Annotated in this window: 12 protein-coding genes, 1 pseudogene and 2 CRISPR repeat arrays; of the genes and pseudogenes, 10 read left to right on the top strand and 3 right to left on the bottom strand. The window is 32.0% G+C overall.

The annotated features are described in order from the left end of the window. Positions 1–144: 144 nt before the first annotated feature. Positions 145–909, top strand: a complete 765-nt coding sequence (gene cas6, locus JCM14822_RS07145) for a CRISPR-associated endoribonuclease Cas6 (RefSeq protein WP_054740975.1) — start codon at positions 145–147, stop codon at positions 907–909. A 192-nt stretch (positions 910–1,101) separates the two neighbouring features. Here cas6 and recD2 read toward each other — a convergent pair. The 3 genes and pseudogenes from recD2 to JCM14822_RS23095 all read right to left on the bottom strand — a co-directional run bounded on the left by recD2 (position 1,102) and on the right by JCM14822_RS23095 (position 3,230). Then, positions 1,102–2,255, bottom strand: a pseudogene (gene recD2 / locus JCM14822_RS25385) (SF1B family DNA helicase RecD2). Further along, positions 2,222–2,476 (bottom strand): hypothetical protein, encoded by a 255-nt coding sequence (locus tag JCM14822_RS23090; RefSeq protein ID WP_306307307.1) that lies wholly within the window; start codon positions 2,474–2,476, stop codon positions 2,222–2,224. The pseudogene recD2 and the gene JCM14822_RS23090 overlap by 34 nt, the downstream one beginning before the upstream one ends. A 154-nt stretch (positions 2,477–2,630) precedes the next feature. Beyond that, a complete protein-coding gene (locus JCM14822_RS23095; protein ID WP_306307308.1) occupies positions 2,631–3,230 on the bottom strand; it encodes an ATP-dependent DNA helicase in 600 nt (199 codons plus the stop codon). A 240-nt stretch (positions 3,231–3,470) separates the two neighbouring features. Between JCM14822_RS23095 and JCM14822_RS07155 the strand changes: the two genes are divergently transcribed. The 9 genes from JCM14822_RS07155 to JCM14822_RS07185 all read left to right on the top strand — a co-directional run bounded on the left by JCM14822_RS07155 (position 3,471) and on the right by JCM14822_RS07185 (position 13,758). Beyond that, the gene (locus JCM14822_RS07155) at positions 3,471–5,057 is read left to right on the top strand and encodes a DUF7309 domain-containing protein (RefSeq protein ID WP_054740977.1); all 1,587 of its coding nucleotides are present in this window, start codon (positions 3,471–3,473) and stop codon (positions 5,055–5,057) included. 484 nt (positions 5,058–5,541) lie between these two features. Next, a CRISPR array of direct repeats spans positions 5,542–6,658; the repeat unit is 30 nt; unit sequence GTTTATTGCGTACCTATAAGGAATTGAAAC. A 140-nt stretch (positions 6,659–6,798) separates the two neighbouring features. Continuing rightward, complete coding sequence (locus JCM14822_RS24900) at positions 6,799–6,975, top strand: Dna2/Cas4 domain-containing protein (protein ID WP_083461311.1); 177 nt, start codon at positions 6,799–6,801, stop codon at positions 6,973–6,975. Continuing rightward, positions 6,975–7,292, top strand: a complete 318-nt coding sequence (locus JCM14822_RS07160) for a Dna2/Cas4 domain-containing protein (RefSeq protein ID WP_083461312.1) — start codon at positions 6,975–6,977, stop codon at positions 7,290–7,292. Before JCM14822_RS24900 ends, JCM14822_RS07160 begins: the two co-directional genes overlap by 1 nt. Before the next feature lie 10 nt (positions 7,293–7,302). Continuing rightward, the gene (gene cas1b / locus JCM14822_RS07165; protein WP_306307309.1) at positions 7,303–8,073 is read left to right on the top strand and encodes a type I-B CRISPR-associated endonuclease Cas1b; all 771 of its coding nucleotides are present in this window, start codon (positions 7,303–7,305) and stop codon (positions 8,071–8,073) included. Between the two features lie 35 nt (positions 8,074–8,108). Further along, complete coding sequence (locus JCM14822_RS23100) at positions 8,109–8,294, top strand: hypothetical protein (RefSeq protein ID WP_306307310.1); 186 nt, start codon at positions 8,109–8,111, stop codon at positions 8,292–8,294. Positions 8,295–8,303: 9 nt separating this feature from the next. Next, the gene (gene cas2 / locus JCM14822_RS07170) at positions 8,304–8,567 is read left to right on the top strand and encodes a CRISPR-associated endonuclease Cas2 (RefSeq protein WP_054740981.1); all 264 of its coding nucleotides are present in this window, start codon (positions 8,304–8,306) and stop codon (positions 8,565–8,567) included. A gap of 167 nt (positions 8,568–8,734) precedes the next feature. Further along, positions 8,735–9,166: direct repeats of the CRISPR family, unit length 30 nt; unit sequence GTTTGTTGCGTACCTATAAGGAATTGAAAC. 984 nt (positions 9,167–10,150) lie between these two features. Continuing rightward, a complete protein-coding gene (locus JCM14822_RS07175; RefSeq protein ID WP_054740984.1) occupies positions 10,151–12,049 on the top strand; it encodes a Cas10/Cmr2 second palm domain-containing protein in 1,899 nt (632 codons plus the stop codon). Then, positions 12,037–12,564, top strand: coding sequence for an RAMP superfamily CRISPR-associated protein (locus JCM14822_RS07180; RefSeq protein WP_054740985.1), 528 nt, complete (start codon positions 12,037–12,039; stop codon positions 12,562–12,564). The genes JCM14822_RS07175 and JCM14822_RS07180 overlap by 13 nt, the downstream gene beginning before the upstream one ends. Positions 12,565–12,582: 18 nt before the next feature. Then, entirely contained in the window at positions 12,583–13,758 is a 1,176-nt protein-coding gene (locus tag JCM14822_RS07185) for a hypothetical protein (RefSeq protein ID WP_054740987.1), read from the top strand.

Raw genomic sequence — 13,758 nt, forward strand, 5'->3', positions numbered from 1 at the left:
ATATTATATTAATTATTGGTATAATAAAACGAAAAAAAATATCAAAAATTCTGACAATAATTAAGCTGCAAATTTGTAGATTTAAGCAAAATAAATTCGTAAATTAAAAGAAGGTTAGATTGAAGAACAAAAGGAGGAAATATTATGAAACTATATTTAACATTTGGAAGTCAAGAAAAGATTAGTTTACCCACACATTACAATCATATTATACAAGCAGCTATTTTAAATTGGATTGAAGATGAAGCATATCAGAAATTTATTCATGATATTGGGTATGTATATGAGGGGAGAAACTTTAAGCTCTTTACTTTCTCAAAGCTTATAGGAGAATATACATTAACGGCTAATAAGAAAGAAATGATTTTTGAAAGTAAGGTTAAAATTGTGATTTCTAGTAGTCAGGTAAAGTTTATAGAATGTATAGAAAAAGGCTTAAGAAATCCAAGCAAAGTATGGCGACTAGGACATAATGAAGTGAGAATCATTAGTATTAGTAAAGAAGAAGAACCGTTAGTAGGCGAGGAGATTGTAGTAAGAAGTTTATCACCTATTGTAGCTTATAACACCGTTTTAGAAGAAGAAAAGAAAAAGACAAAATATTATGGACCGGAGGATATGGAATTTGAGAGGATTTTACGTCAAAATTTGATTAAAAAATATAATTCTATTGTGGAAATGAATCCAAGTTTAAAGGTGGTGGAATTTAAAGAAGATGATTTTAGAATTACAGTAGTGAAACCTAAAATGCTTAGTAAAGCCATAGTGTATTATAAAGGTTTTGTGATTGTAGGCTTTAATGGGAAATTTAAATTACAGGGACATCCTATATTATTACAACTAGCATTAGAAGCAGGATTAGGTGGAAAAAATGCGCAAGGTTTCGGCTGCATGCAATATATTAAATAAAAGTCGCTAGTGGAATATTTTGGCTTTCAAAAAATGAACCTAGTAGCCATCTCAGAACAACAAGCAGCCAGCTCCGAAGAAATCGTTACAACCTTAGAAGATATGACTGCCAAGCCAATCAATTCGCATCTTTAGGATATAAATAAAAGGCACCAATACATCATGCATTTAATGTAATGTATTGGTGCCTTTTTAGCTTAATAAACGCTGCCATAGAAGCGTATTACGGTTTTTGACGCTCATATTTTTAACTGCCATATAAATGGCATTACGGTTGCCAACTAAAACGACTACTTTTTTGGCACGAGTAATACCAGTATAAAGTAGATTGCGTTGGAGCATCACATAATGACTAAAGGTAAATGGCATGATGACGATAGGATATTCACTACCTTGTGCTTTGTGAATAGTTGTAGCATAAGCTAGAACCAGTTCATCTAGTTCCAGAATTTCATATTCTATTTCACGTCCATCAAAATTAACTTTTAATGTTTTAACATCCAAGTCAATTGCACAAATAAAGCCCACATCCCCATTAAATACTTCTTTATCATAGTTATTGCGAAGCTGCATGACCTTATCATATAAGCGATATTCGGTGGCACCACGTTTAAGGCATAACGATGTAGGATTTAGTGCAGATTGTAAAACAGTGTTTAAATGTGCGGCACCTGTTTCAGAACGTTGCATAGGGGTGAGCACTTGAATATCTTTAATAGGGTTCACCTGATAATATTTAGGTAGACGTTCTGTACATAGACTGATAATAGTACGTAAGACATCTTCATTGGTTTCTTGTTCTATAAAAAAGAAATTGCTTGTCTTACCACTTTTAAGTACAGGGTATTCTCCTTTATTAATCTTATGGGCATTTGTAATAATTTGGCTCCCCATAGCCTGTCTGAAGATGCGCTCTAATTTAATCGTTGGAATAACATTAGAAGCAATAATGTCCTGAAGCACATTGCCCGCACCTACAGAAGGCAGTTGGTCAATATCACCTACGATGATTAAAATCATATGATCAGGAATTGCCTTAAGTAAGTTATACATTAAGATAATATCAATCATAGAAGCCTCATCTATAATAAGCACATCTCCTTCAAGAGGATGATCTTCATTCCGTTTATAACCTTCTGGTGGTTTACATTCTAAGAGGCGATGAATCGTTTTAGCTTCTAGGCCAGTAGCTTCACTCATTCGTTTAGCAGCACGACCAGTAGGCGCAGCAAGAGGACATCCATATGAGAGGCTTTAAATAAGCTAATAATACCGTGAGTCGTGGTCGTTTTTCCTGTACCAGGCCCTCCCGTTAAGACCATGACCTTAGAAAATTCTGCCTGCATAATAGCTTGGCGCTGAATGTCATCATAAGTGATGCCATCTTTTTTTCTAACTCAGCAATGACTTCGGTACTAGACTTTACTTGTTTATGAGATTTACACTGCATAATTTGTTTAAGACGCTTCGCCACGCCTTGTTCACTAAAATAAAAAGGTGGTAAGTAAATCATATCAGGTGCTTCTTTAATCAGTTCCTTTTCGGCAATAAGATGATCTAAAGTCATTACAATTTTGCTTTCTTCAACTTCTAATATTTCAATACATTTAGTAATAAGCTGCTCACTGCTTGCATAACAATGACCTTCTTCAGAAAGGGCACTTAAAGTGAAAAATATTCCTGCACGACAACGTTTAAAGGAATCCTTTTCAATGCCTAACTTACTGGCTAACCCATCGGCGGTTTAAAACCAATGCATAAATATCATCTGCTAGCTGATAGGGATTTTCACGAACAATATCAATACTTTCATTACCATAATATTTATAAATGCGGCTGCCAAAAGAAGTAGAGACACCATAAGATTGGAGGAAAATCATAATGTTTTTTATTTCCTTTTGGTCTTGCCAAGCCTTTTTAATCATTTCTACACGTTTCTTCCCAATGCCAGGAACTTCTAATATGCGGTCAGGCGTTTCTTCTATAACCTCTAAGGTTTGCTCCTTAAATAAATTAACAATTTTTTTAGCATAAACAGGACCAATACCTTTAATAAGTCCACTACTTAAATATTTTTCAATCCCATAAATACTAGCAGGTAAAGTTTCTTCCCATTCCCTAACTTCGAATTGTCTTCCATATTTAGCATTATGCGTCCAAAAACCCTTCATATATAACACAGACCCCACATTGACAGAAGCCATACTGCCTACAACTGTTACTAAATCCATAAACCCCTTTGATTTTACTTTAATTACGCTATATCCTGTATCTTCATTCGCATAGGTAATACGCTCTACTACACCACGTAAACTTTCCATATTTCTACCTCTTTATAAATAATATAAAGGTAGTATAACATATAAAAGAAAAAATATAAGAAGGTATAAGAAGAAAAAGGATAGATTATAATATAAAAACAAATAAAATATTTAAAAATACAATAAAATAAGATATTATAAGGTGTATAGTATATATAAAATGTGTTAAAAAAGAATTTTAAAAAGGTATTTAATGAACTCAATAAATTGATTAATATAAAGTAAAGATTGGAGAGAAGAATGCCAAGAAGAACAGTAAAAAATGAAATAAACGTGGAAGAATTAAAAAAACTATTTGAAAATGTTGTAGCCTATAAAAAGGCAAAACCTTGGGAAAAGATGTCAGAGGAACAAGTATTTGCAGTAGAAGACCCTGAAACACATGAAGTAGGCTGGTGCTCAATCATAGGAGAAATGGGGGAGCATATAAGTTTAAACGTCTATTTAGGAGAGGCAGGAAAGCAAGCAATTTTTGATTTTCACACAATTAAAGCCAATGAAATACATTCAAGGCTTATGGCAATAAAGCATATATTTTCTCAAGCTGCTTTAGCATGTAGCTTTGAGGATAAGGACTTCCTTGAAGAAAGAGACCTAGCTGTATTAAGATTATTAGATTTAAGATTTCGTGGTAAAAATGCTTGGCCAGTATGTCGAGAATTTAGGCCAGGTAAGAAAGAAAGACAAATAAAAGATGGTTGGAACAGCAGATTTTTAAGTTATGCTTTAACACAAGCTACACAAGTAGCGAAAGATGTAAAAGCAGGTAGATTAGTTATTGAACCAATTACAGAAGCAAAACAAATTTTGTATATTTATACAGAAACCATTGATGGAGAAGCAATAACTCGTAGAAGTTGGCGTCCGTTTGATTTCGAAAAGGAAATGAACTGCATCAGACCTTATATATTTAGCAATGACATGCTTATTAAAGGCATTAAAAGGCTTAAGAAAAGTAACGCAGTAATAAGCTGTAAACAATTCGTATTACCTGTAAGAGTAAAAGGAGAGGATGATATATATTACCCTTCAAATATGCTGTTTTATGATCATAAACTAGAAAAAATAGAACATATGAGTATCGTTGGAGATGTGGAAACAGAAGGTCAGTTTAGTAGAAGAGGACCACATCTTTTAAAACAATATGCAGAGCATATGATAAGTATAGGGGAAAGACCAAAAGAAATTGTTGTAGATGAAGAAGCTACGTATCAACTATTTGCTGACTTCTGTAAAAAAACAGGTATTATACTTAGAAAAGGTGAGGTAGAATCAATCATTAGTGAAATAGTAGAAGAGATGATTATGGAAATTAGTGAATTCAATGACTTCAATGGAAATGATGAAATGAGTTTGGATGAATTTAATGAATATCTAGAGGACTATGAAGATATTGAAAGTGATGAAGAATTTATGGATCAAATGATTGAAGGCTTTATAGTAACTAGTATAAATGATTTTTTAGGAAGAGCACCTAGATATAAGTGGACAAATGAAGAAAAAGACCGATGTGGTAATACCCTAGCAGAAGTAATAAGTGCACTATGGCAAGTAGCTGGTGAAGGACCAGGGATGTGGACACCAGAAGGCATGAAACAAATCCTTACACAAGTAATTCCTTTAGGCCATGAAGAAGGACTAAAAGCATTAGAACAACTACCACAAGATTTGATAGACTACTTAAAACTAATAGACCAACAGGCCAGATTAACAAAGAGCAAGGCCCTTATAAAAGCAGTAGAAGATAGCAAAGAAGTCATGATTAATAATTATAAGGCTAGAAATTTATTTGGAACAAATAATAAGGTCATTCCATTTAAAAGGTAAGAAAAGCAGCACTAGCTTCTATTGAAGGTGTAGTTTATGAACCAATGTATGTGAGAACCTAAGTTATAAGTGGTATATGAAGTGATAATATCTTAGAAAGTAAAATTTTAGGAAAAGTTACACAGCACAAAGAATTTGCCTTCCAGCCATACCTACCAAAAGTTGAGGGGTAAGGTAAGTAAGGCTGGAAGGCAAATTTCCTAAGCACTTAAGTAACTTATAAAAGTTTAAGCTCTCAGGGCTGATTAAAGCGGGCAAATAAAAGCAGTTCCAGTAAGAATAAGCAAACTGGAACTGCTTTTTTATGTGAGAAATAATAAATATGTACTAATGTATAAAATCTGTCGACCTCCAGTAGTGTTAAAATGCCGGGACATCGACAGAAGGCAAAATAACGTATTTACAAGGTTTATAGAAAATGATAGAATTAATTAGATAATAGTTTAAAAAACTAGAAACCCAGTAATATCAATGTGTTGATAGGGTTTATTGCGTACCTATAAGGAATTGAAACTCTTATTAGCGCCTCTGTAACAATCATTTGAATTTCTCCGTTTATTGCGTACCTATAAGGAATTGAAACTTCTCTCACTCCTCACAAATTCTTATTTTTTATGTACCGTTTATTGCGTACCTATAAGGAATTGAAACAAGGGTCTTTGCGATAATGCCCACACTACTGCATTTTTAGTTTATTGCGTACCTATAAGGAATTGAAACCTTAATGGTTTATGAGAAGTTGACTCAATCTCAATTTCTGTTTATTGCGTACCTATAAGGAATTGAAACAAGTATAGCACTAATATACTCTATATTATATATACTTGCAGTTTATTGCGTACCTATAAGGAATTGAAACTTTTCTTCCATTGTGTAGAGTAACACCATCATAGAAGTTTATTGCGTACCTATAAGGAATTGAAACAGGTGTGATGATTTACACCCATAAATTATATCCTCTTCTGTTTATTGCGTACCTATAAGGAATTGAAACTCTCTCATCTGATTTAGTTCCCTCTTCAACAAATTCTGTTTATTGCGTACCTATAAGGAATTGAAACGAATATCTTTCACCAGCATAGCCACCGAAATGTCTAACAGTTTATTGCGTACCTATAAGGAATTGAAACATCTTCTACTGCTACACCAAAACATCCATTTTCAAAGTTTATTGCGTACCTATAAGGAATTGAAACGCATATAGTCTATCTGTGACTGTAGCACATTTTGAGTTTATTGCGTACCTATAAGGAATTGAAACGTGACCATACCCATTTAAATCTCTCCTTTTACACTTTGTTTATTGCGTACCTATAAGGAATTGAAACTCGTCCTCGTCGTCTTCATCATCCTCATCATCTTCGTGTTTATTGCGTACCTATAAGGAATTGAAACCAAATGGTAATACAGCAAGTACTTTAACTGATACAGGTTTATTGCGTACCTATAAGGAATTGAAACTCTGCTTTTGTATAAAAAACCCATTCCATATGCGTTACCTGTTTATTGCGTACCTATAAGGAATTGAAACCCTATTAAGTTTGCTAATCTCCTTAAGTACTAAGTCAACCGTTTATTGCGTACCTATAAGGAATTAAAATGGAAAGCCACTAAGTATATTAGACTTTTAAGTAATATACTTAGTGGCTTTATTTTTTGAAATATTTATTAAACTCATGTATAAAAATATTCAACTTAGGAAATAACTTAACTAGAATTTGAAGTTAAAGGAGATGCTAAGGTGAATATTACGGGGAGTATATTAAATAGTTATATGGTGTGTCCTAGACAAGCTTGGATGGGGGCACATGGCATTAGTGGTGATAAGGATAATGACTTGCTGCGAGAAGGGTTATATATTCATGAGCAGGCTTATCAAAGAAGCATGATAAGGAAAAAGCCTTTGGAGATAATGTAATTGATACAGTTCAAAATAAAGAAGGGAAATTGATTATTGGGGAAGTTAAGAAAAGTTCTAAATGTATAGAAAGTGCTAAAATGCAGCTTTTGTATTATTTATATGATTTAAAGCAACAGGGAATAGAAGCAGAGGGAAAATTACAGTTTCCAGAAGAAAAAAGGGTCGAGTCAGTTATTTTAGATGAAGAAGAAATGCATAAGGTTGAGCAAACTTTGTTAGAATGTAAAGCTATTATATCTCAAGAAAGACCACCTCAGCCTAGATGGACAGGGTGTTGTATGAAGTGTTCTTATTGTGAATGTTGTTATGCATAAGGGGGAAAATATGAAACAAATAGTTTATATTATGAGTAAGGGAGAATTAAAACGTAAGGCTAATACGCTTTATTTAGAAGGGGAAGAGGAGAGTCGTTATATACCTATTAATGATATAAAAGAGTTATACATAATAGGAGAGGTAAATATAACAAAAAAGGCGTTAGAATTATGTACAAAGCATCAAGTGATAGTGCATTTCTATAATTTTTACGAGTATTATACAGGGAGCTATTATCCGAGAGAACATTATAATTCTGGTTATATGATTTTAAATCAAGCGGCACATTATTTAGATGAAAATAAAAGAAAGGTACTTGCTCAGAAATTTATTGAGGGGAGTGCTAAAAATATACTTAAAGTATTGCAGTATTATTATTCAAGAGGTAAGGATGTATTGAAGATAAAGGAAAAGATAGAAGTATTATTAGAAACACTAGAACCTAGATTAGAAATAGAACAAATGATGGCAATAGAAGGCAAGATTCGTGAAACATATTATAGTGCATTTGATATTATCTTAGAAAATAAAGATTTTAGCTTTGATAAGCGTACAAAAAGATTACCTCAAAATCGGCTTAATAGTTTAATAAGCTTTGGAAATACATTAATGTATAATTGTGTATTAAGTGAGATTTATAATACGCATCTTGATCCTAGAATTGGGTATTTACATAGTACAAATAATAGACGTTTTACGCTTAATTTAGATGTAGCAGAAATATTTAAGCCTGTATTAGTAGATCGTGTTATATTTAGTTTAATATCTAACAAATGTTAAAACCTAAGCATTTTAGTCATACAGTAGAAGGTGTGTTGTTAAATGAAGAGGGGAAAAAGATATTTATACAAAAATGGGAAGAACGTTTACAAGTAACAATTATGCATAAAAAGTTAAATAGGCAAGTTTCATATCGCACACTTATTAGATTAGAGTTATATAAATTGCAGAAACACTTTATGGAAGAACAAGAATATAAACCATTTATAAGTGCATGGTAGGAGGACGATATGTTTGTTATATTAGTATACGATATTAACGAAAAACGAGTAGCGAAGGTACTCAAAATAGCTAGAGAATATCTTACGTGGATTCAAAATTCTGTGTTTGAAGGTGAAATATCAGAAGCTAGCTTTAAGATTTTGAAGGATAAAATAAAAAAGAAGATTAATCCAAAAGAGGATTCCGTAATCTTTTATATTTTAAGAAGTAAAGCATATACCAAGAAAGAAATACTAGGACAAGAAAAAGGCGGACAAAAACTTTTTATATAAGAAATATGGATGATAATACAAAATCTGTCGATGTCCAATCATGCAAAAATACCGGGACATCGACAGAAAACAAAATAACGCATTTACAGGGGTTGTAGGAAATGATACAATTAATTAGATGATAGTTTAAAAAACTAGAAACCCAGTAATATCAATGCGTTGATAGGGTTTGTTGCGTACCTATAAGGAATTGAAACACCACCATCTTACTTCTCTAAGTTCCTGTGCTATTCGTTTGTTGCGTACCTATAAGGAATTGAAACCTATTGATATTAACGCAATACAAATCATCTGCCATTGTTTGTTGCGTACCTATAAGGAATTGAAACATCTAACATTCTACCTTTAATATCTGTTCTATCTGGTTTGTTGCGTACCTATAAGGAATTGAAACTTTTCATATTTGTGGTGGTCAATATTTTTAATTTCCCAGTTTGTTGCGTACCTATAAGGAATTGAAACTATTTTTCAAAGTGTTCATTTTAGAAAGGTCTTTACCCGTTTGTTGCGTACCTATAAGGAATTGAAACTATTTCCATCTTGTCTGCCATATCTCCCTGACTGTACTCGTTTGTTGCGTACCTATAAGGAATTGAAACTTTGTTGATTTAATTCTTATTAGTACAGGGGATTGAAATTAACAACAAGAGTAAAAGGAATAAAGACAATAATAGTAAAAAAGACTGGCATAATCCCAATGTCATTTAGTTAAGTGATATTATATAAAAAGGTCATCTACGAATAGTTAAATATTGGTAGATGACCTTTTTTATAGCTTAAACTCTATCTAAATGTATAATTGTAAGCGATGAATAACCTACCGTCTGTTCAAATGTATGTAAGTGGTAAATAGTTCGTACCTCGAAAACTAGTAGTTTTTTGAGGGCATTATTTGGCTAGTTATTATCTTTTTAATACAATATTGAATATTTTCTTCTGTTATACCTGGTATTTCCTCTTTTATATAGTCAAGAGCCTTCCAGTATTTGTTATCCTTAAGGTAGCGATCAACTGTATTGTAAATATCTTGCTTATCAGAATGGGGGTGTTATATTGTATTATGATATACTATGAGATTTTGCTGGAGGTTAGAGTAAGGCAAAAAGGAGTGGCCTTTATTAGGAGTATATATTTTTATATACTAGCAAGTAGAATACATAATAAGAAATATAAAAAGTAAACTAGAATACGTATTTACAAGTGGAACTAGTAATACTATTGAATGATAGATCGTGAGTAGATATAGCAGCATTGACTTGATCTTGTAAATCTAATTTCGAAAGACAAGAATCAGCAATGAAGCTTGAGATATTTAGGGAAGAATGAATCAGGAGGTTAGTAGTGTCAGGGGCAGTAGTACTAGGAGGACTAGGTGTATAGTATGATGAGTGTAATTCCAACATGCAATTTTTAATTTCTTGAACGGTTTGATTAGTTTTTTGGCTAGTTTGATATCTATGCTTTTTAAGTAAGTATATGGTAATGCAGTAATTCGCCTTTATTTGCGTATAAGATTTAAAATATTTACATTAAGTAAAATAATGTATATACTTTAAATAAAGTATAATGTAGCGAGGTGTTACATGAGTGAATTTAAAAGAGTACTATATCCTAAAAAGGAAAACTATGTAGAAAAGATAGCTCAAATTAAAAGTAAGAATCCAAAGGACATTGTTAATAGCCTAAAGGATTATTATGAAATACCATGGGATTTTGATAGTAAATTACAAAAAAGTGAGGAAGAATATCCTTCATTAGGTGTATGTACTTCAATCTATCTAGGTCTAAATTTTTGTTTAGATTCTAATAAGAAAAGAGAAGAAATATATAAGACAGATATATTAAATATCATGCTAAATCAAAGATCAACTCCTATAAAAGATATTATGGTAAATACAGTTAATAAAGAAGAAAAGTATACTTCTCAAGAAGTTGAGGCAATATTACAAAAGCATGGGTTAGCGTCAGAAGTAGATATTATTAAAGGAAGCATCTACAAAATTAAGCGTTACTTTATGGAGAACAATAAGATAAAGGATATTCGTGGCGGGAGCTGGATTGTAAATTACCTAAATAATGAATATGTTGAGATGTTCTTAGAAGATACGGAGAAAAATGGTTTAATTAAGGAATGTCTTATTTATAGTGGTGGCGGAAATATCTTAATAATGGCACCAAAGGGTAAGGGTAAAGAAGTTTGTGAAGAATTAGAAAGTAAGTTTGAGGAAATTGGACTTACTATTATGTGTGCATTTACTTATTTGGAAACATCAGTATATAACTTACTTTATAGATATCGAGATGTAAGACAAGTCTTAGATAGAAAGTTACAAAAATATAGTAAAGGGAAAATACATAATTTAAATCCTAAACAGATAAATGTAAAATCAATCAAGAGAAAAAATGGTGGGTTAATAGAATTAAAAATGAAAACAAAAATGGGAGGAAATTGTAATTTATGTCATGTACGAGATGGGGCATATGAAATTGCTAAAATAGAAGGAGAATCAGGATGTCCATCATGTAGTATGAAACATCAAATAGGTGAAGAGATTAAAGAAGAGTATTTTGATGAATATCGTAAAACGATAGAACCACTAGTAACTACATTATCTAATAAGGAAAACCGATTATTAGAGCCTAAAATTGCTCAAACCATAGACCAAATTCAAGATAAAAATGGTATGATAGCTGTTATTTATGGAGATGGCAATAATATGGGTAGTGCAGTAAGTGAGATTAGTAATATTTATGAAATGATGTATTTTAGCTATAAGACGGATGCCATTACTAAACAAAGTGTGTATGAATCTGTTTTTGAAGTATTAGAGGAAAAGGACTATTTTGAAATTATAGCAGTAGGTGGAGATGATATATTTATTATCGTACCTGCGGATTGTGCACCTTTAATAGGAGAGAAGATTATTAGTAAGTTTGACACTGCTTTTGAAAAACAAATTACTATGTCAGTAGGAATTTGTTTAGGTAAGCATACAACACCAGTGGCAGCTTTGTTTAACATTGCACATGATAATTTAGATAAGGCAAAGGTTATTACTCGTGTAAATGATAAGAATAAGACTAATGGTAATAAAATTAAAGAAGGATCTATAGATATTTCAGAAATACGAGGTGGACAAACTGTATTAAATGATGAGGCATATCAAGGACTATTTCCTTTAAGTTATACTGAGTTTGCAGAAGCACTTAAGCAGATTGATGAAATGAAAGATAGTAAAATGCGTTTATATGATTATGATTATGCTAGTGAGATTATGCCAAAAGAAGAGTTTAATCTATATTTTGAGTATAAGGAGGCACAAGCACAACGAAATAAACATAAGGATAAAGGGGTAAGAGAGTATTTAAAATTTATTGTTAATAAAGAGACGACAGCTAATATATATTTACAAAACTATAAGCCTTGGTCAGACTTGTTGCTTTTGATGAAATATAGGAGGAAACAATTATGCAAGAAGTAGTCTTAAAAGTATGCATTAAAACATTATCACCGATTAATATAAGTTCGGGTAATGAAAGTAGAACAACAATGACGAACTTTACTATTAGGAATCATCAAAACAAAAGTTTTATACCAGGGACAACTATTAAAGGAAAACTTAAACATAATTTTAAGTTGCTTCAGGAAAATGAAGAAGCTGATAAATGTCAGGAACAAATAAATCGGTTATTTGGAAAAGAAGGATTTGCACCAGGAAGTATATATATAGATAATTTCTATGCAGAAGAGGAACATGGTATAGAAATTAGACAGTGTAATCGTATAGACAGAAGACGTGGGGTATGTGTAGATGGTGCTTTATTTAGTAAAGAAGTTGTAAGTGGCAGGTACAAAGGTGAAATCATTGCTTATGTAAAAGATGAACAGGAAAAGGAAGATATAATAGACGCTTTACAATTAATCACCCAAATAGGTAGCGGCAAAAGCAAAGGTTTGGGACAAGTTGAAGTAAAAGTAGAAATGGAAAAACTTTAGATGGAGAGGAAGAATGGTATGGAAAAGCTAAAGGTAACGCTTAAGTTAGATGAAAACTCTTCATTAATTGTTGGTGGGAGTAAGTTAGCAAATAATTATATTAGTAGTAAAGACTACATACAGGGTAGTGTGATAAGAGCTGCTTTTGCAAGAAAGATTTTAGATATGTGTCCTGTAGACCGAAAGAGGCTGCAAAAAGAAAAAAGAAACTGGATCGAACCATTAGAGCAAGAAGCATGTAAAGATTGTTGTTACAAGACAATATGTGAGAAATTCTCAGATATTAAGTTTTCATTCTTTTATCCAGTAGAAACGTGGGTAACACCTCTTACAAGTAAGATTTGTAAAATGGATAAATCACATGGATTTATTGATTTATTAACTCAAGATGATGTTTGTGCTAAATGTGGAAAACGTGTAGAGTTTGTAGAAGGCTTAAGAACTAAAGAAGGAAGATTTAAAGCAACTAGATTAGTACAAACCAAGACGGCTATTAATCCATATACACAAACAGCTCGTGATGGGCAACTTTTCAACTTGGAAAGTATAGTAGATCTTAGCTTTGAAGGAGAGATAGAAAATATTACGCCTGAAGAAATTAAGATGTTTAGAAATTTACGTGTAGGTGCATATACCTCTACAGGATATGGCAAATGTATATTAGAGATAAGTGGTGAAAACATAGAAGTAGAAAAAACATTTGATAAGGTCAGTGCGTATTCAAAAAGTTATAAGCAGAATTTATTAAAACTGTATATTCAAGATCAATTAGCTTCTAAAGAGCAAGAACAAGTATTAAGAAAGCAGTTTGAAAAGGAACATTTAAATAAGAAATATATAGTATTATTATTAACAGCTGATTTAAGGGTACATTTACCAGAAAAGCAATTAAATCCACAGCAAGACTATAAAGCAATGTGGTATGAAGCTTTAGATTTACCAATGAAACAAGATGTCAAGATAAAGGATGTATATTTTGATACAAGAATCTACAGAGGATATGATACATCAAAAAATGGTGATGATTATCGTGCTGAAATGTATTATCAAATCTCAAAGGGTGGAATCATTGTTTTAGAAGTAAGTGGAGACTTTAAAGCATGTTACGAAGCTTATAAAAAAGGTATAACACTTGGATTAGATACGATAAATGGGTATGGAAAATGTGAAATTTATTGTGGAGAGGAAGTGTAG

The organism is Cellulosilyticum ruminicola JCM 14822, from assembly GCF_001311925.1.
Taxonomy (GTDB): domain Bacteria; phylum Bacillota; class Clostridia; order Lachnospirales; family Cellulosilyticaceae; genus Cellulosilyticum; species Cellulosilyticum ruminicola.

Coding starts and splice junctions, on each gene's coding strand:
- cas1b (WP_306307309.1), top strand. CDS start 7,303: ATGAAACAAATAGTTTATATTATGAGTAAGGGAGAATTAAAACGTAAG.
- cas6 (WP_054740975.1), top strand. CDS start 145: ATGAAACTATATTTAACATTTGGAAGTCAAGAAAAGATTAGTTTACCC.
- cas2 (WP_054740981.1), top strand. CDS start 8,304: ATGTTTGTTATATTAGTATACGATATTAACGAAAAACGAGTAGCGAAG.
- JCM14822_RS07185 (WP_054740987.1), top strand. CDS start 12,583: ATGGAAAAGCTAAAGGTAACGCTTAAGTTAGATGAAAACTCTTCATTA.
- JCM14822_RS23090 (WP_306307307.1), bottom strand. CDS start 2,476: ATGACTTTAGATCATCTTATTGCCGAAAAGGAACTGATTAAAGAAGCA.
- JCM14822_RS23095 (WP_306307308.1), bottom strand. CDS start 3,230: ATGGAAAGTTTACGTGGTGTAGTAGAGCGTATTACCTATGCGAATGAA.
- JCM14822_RS07155 (WP_054740977.1), top strand. CDS start 3,471: ATGCCAAGAAGAACAGTAAAAAATGAAATAAACGTGGAAGAATTAAAA.
- JCM14822_RS07180 (WP_054740985.1), top strand. CDS start 12,037: ATGCAAGAAGTAGTCTTAAAAGTATGCATTAAAACATTATCACCGATT.
- JCM14822_RS07175 (WP_054740984.1), top strand. CDS start 10,151: ATGAGTGAATTTAAAAGAGTACTATATCCTAAAAAGGAAAACTATGTA.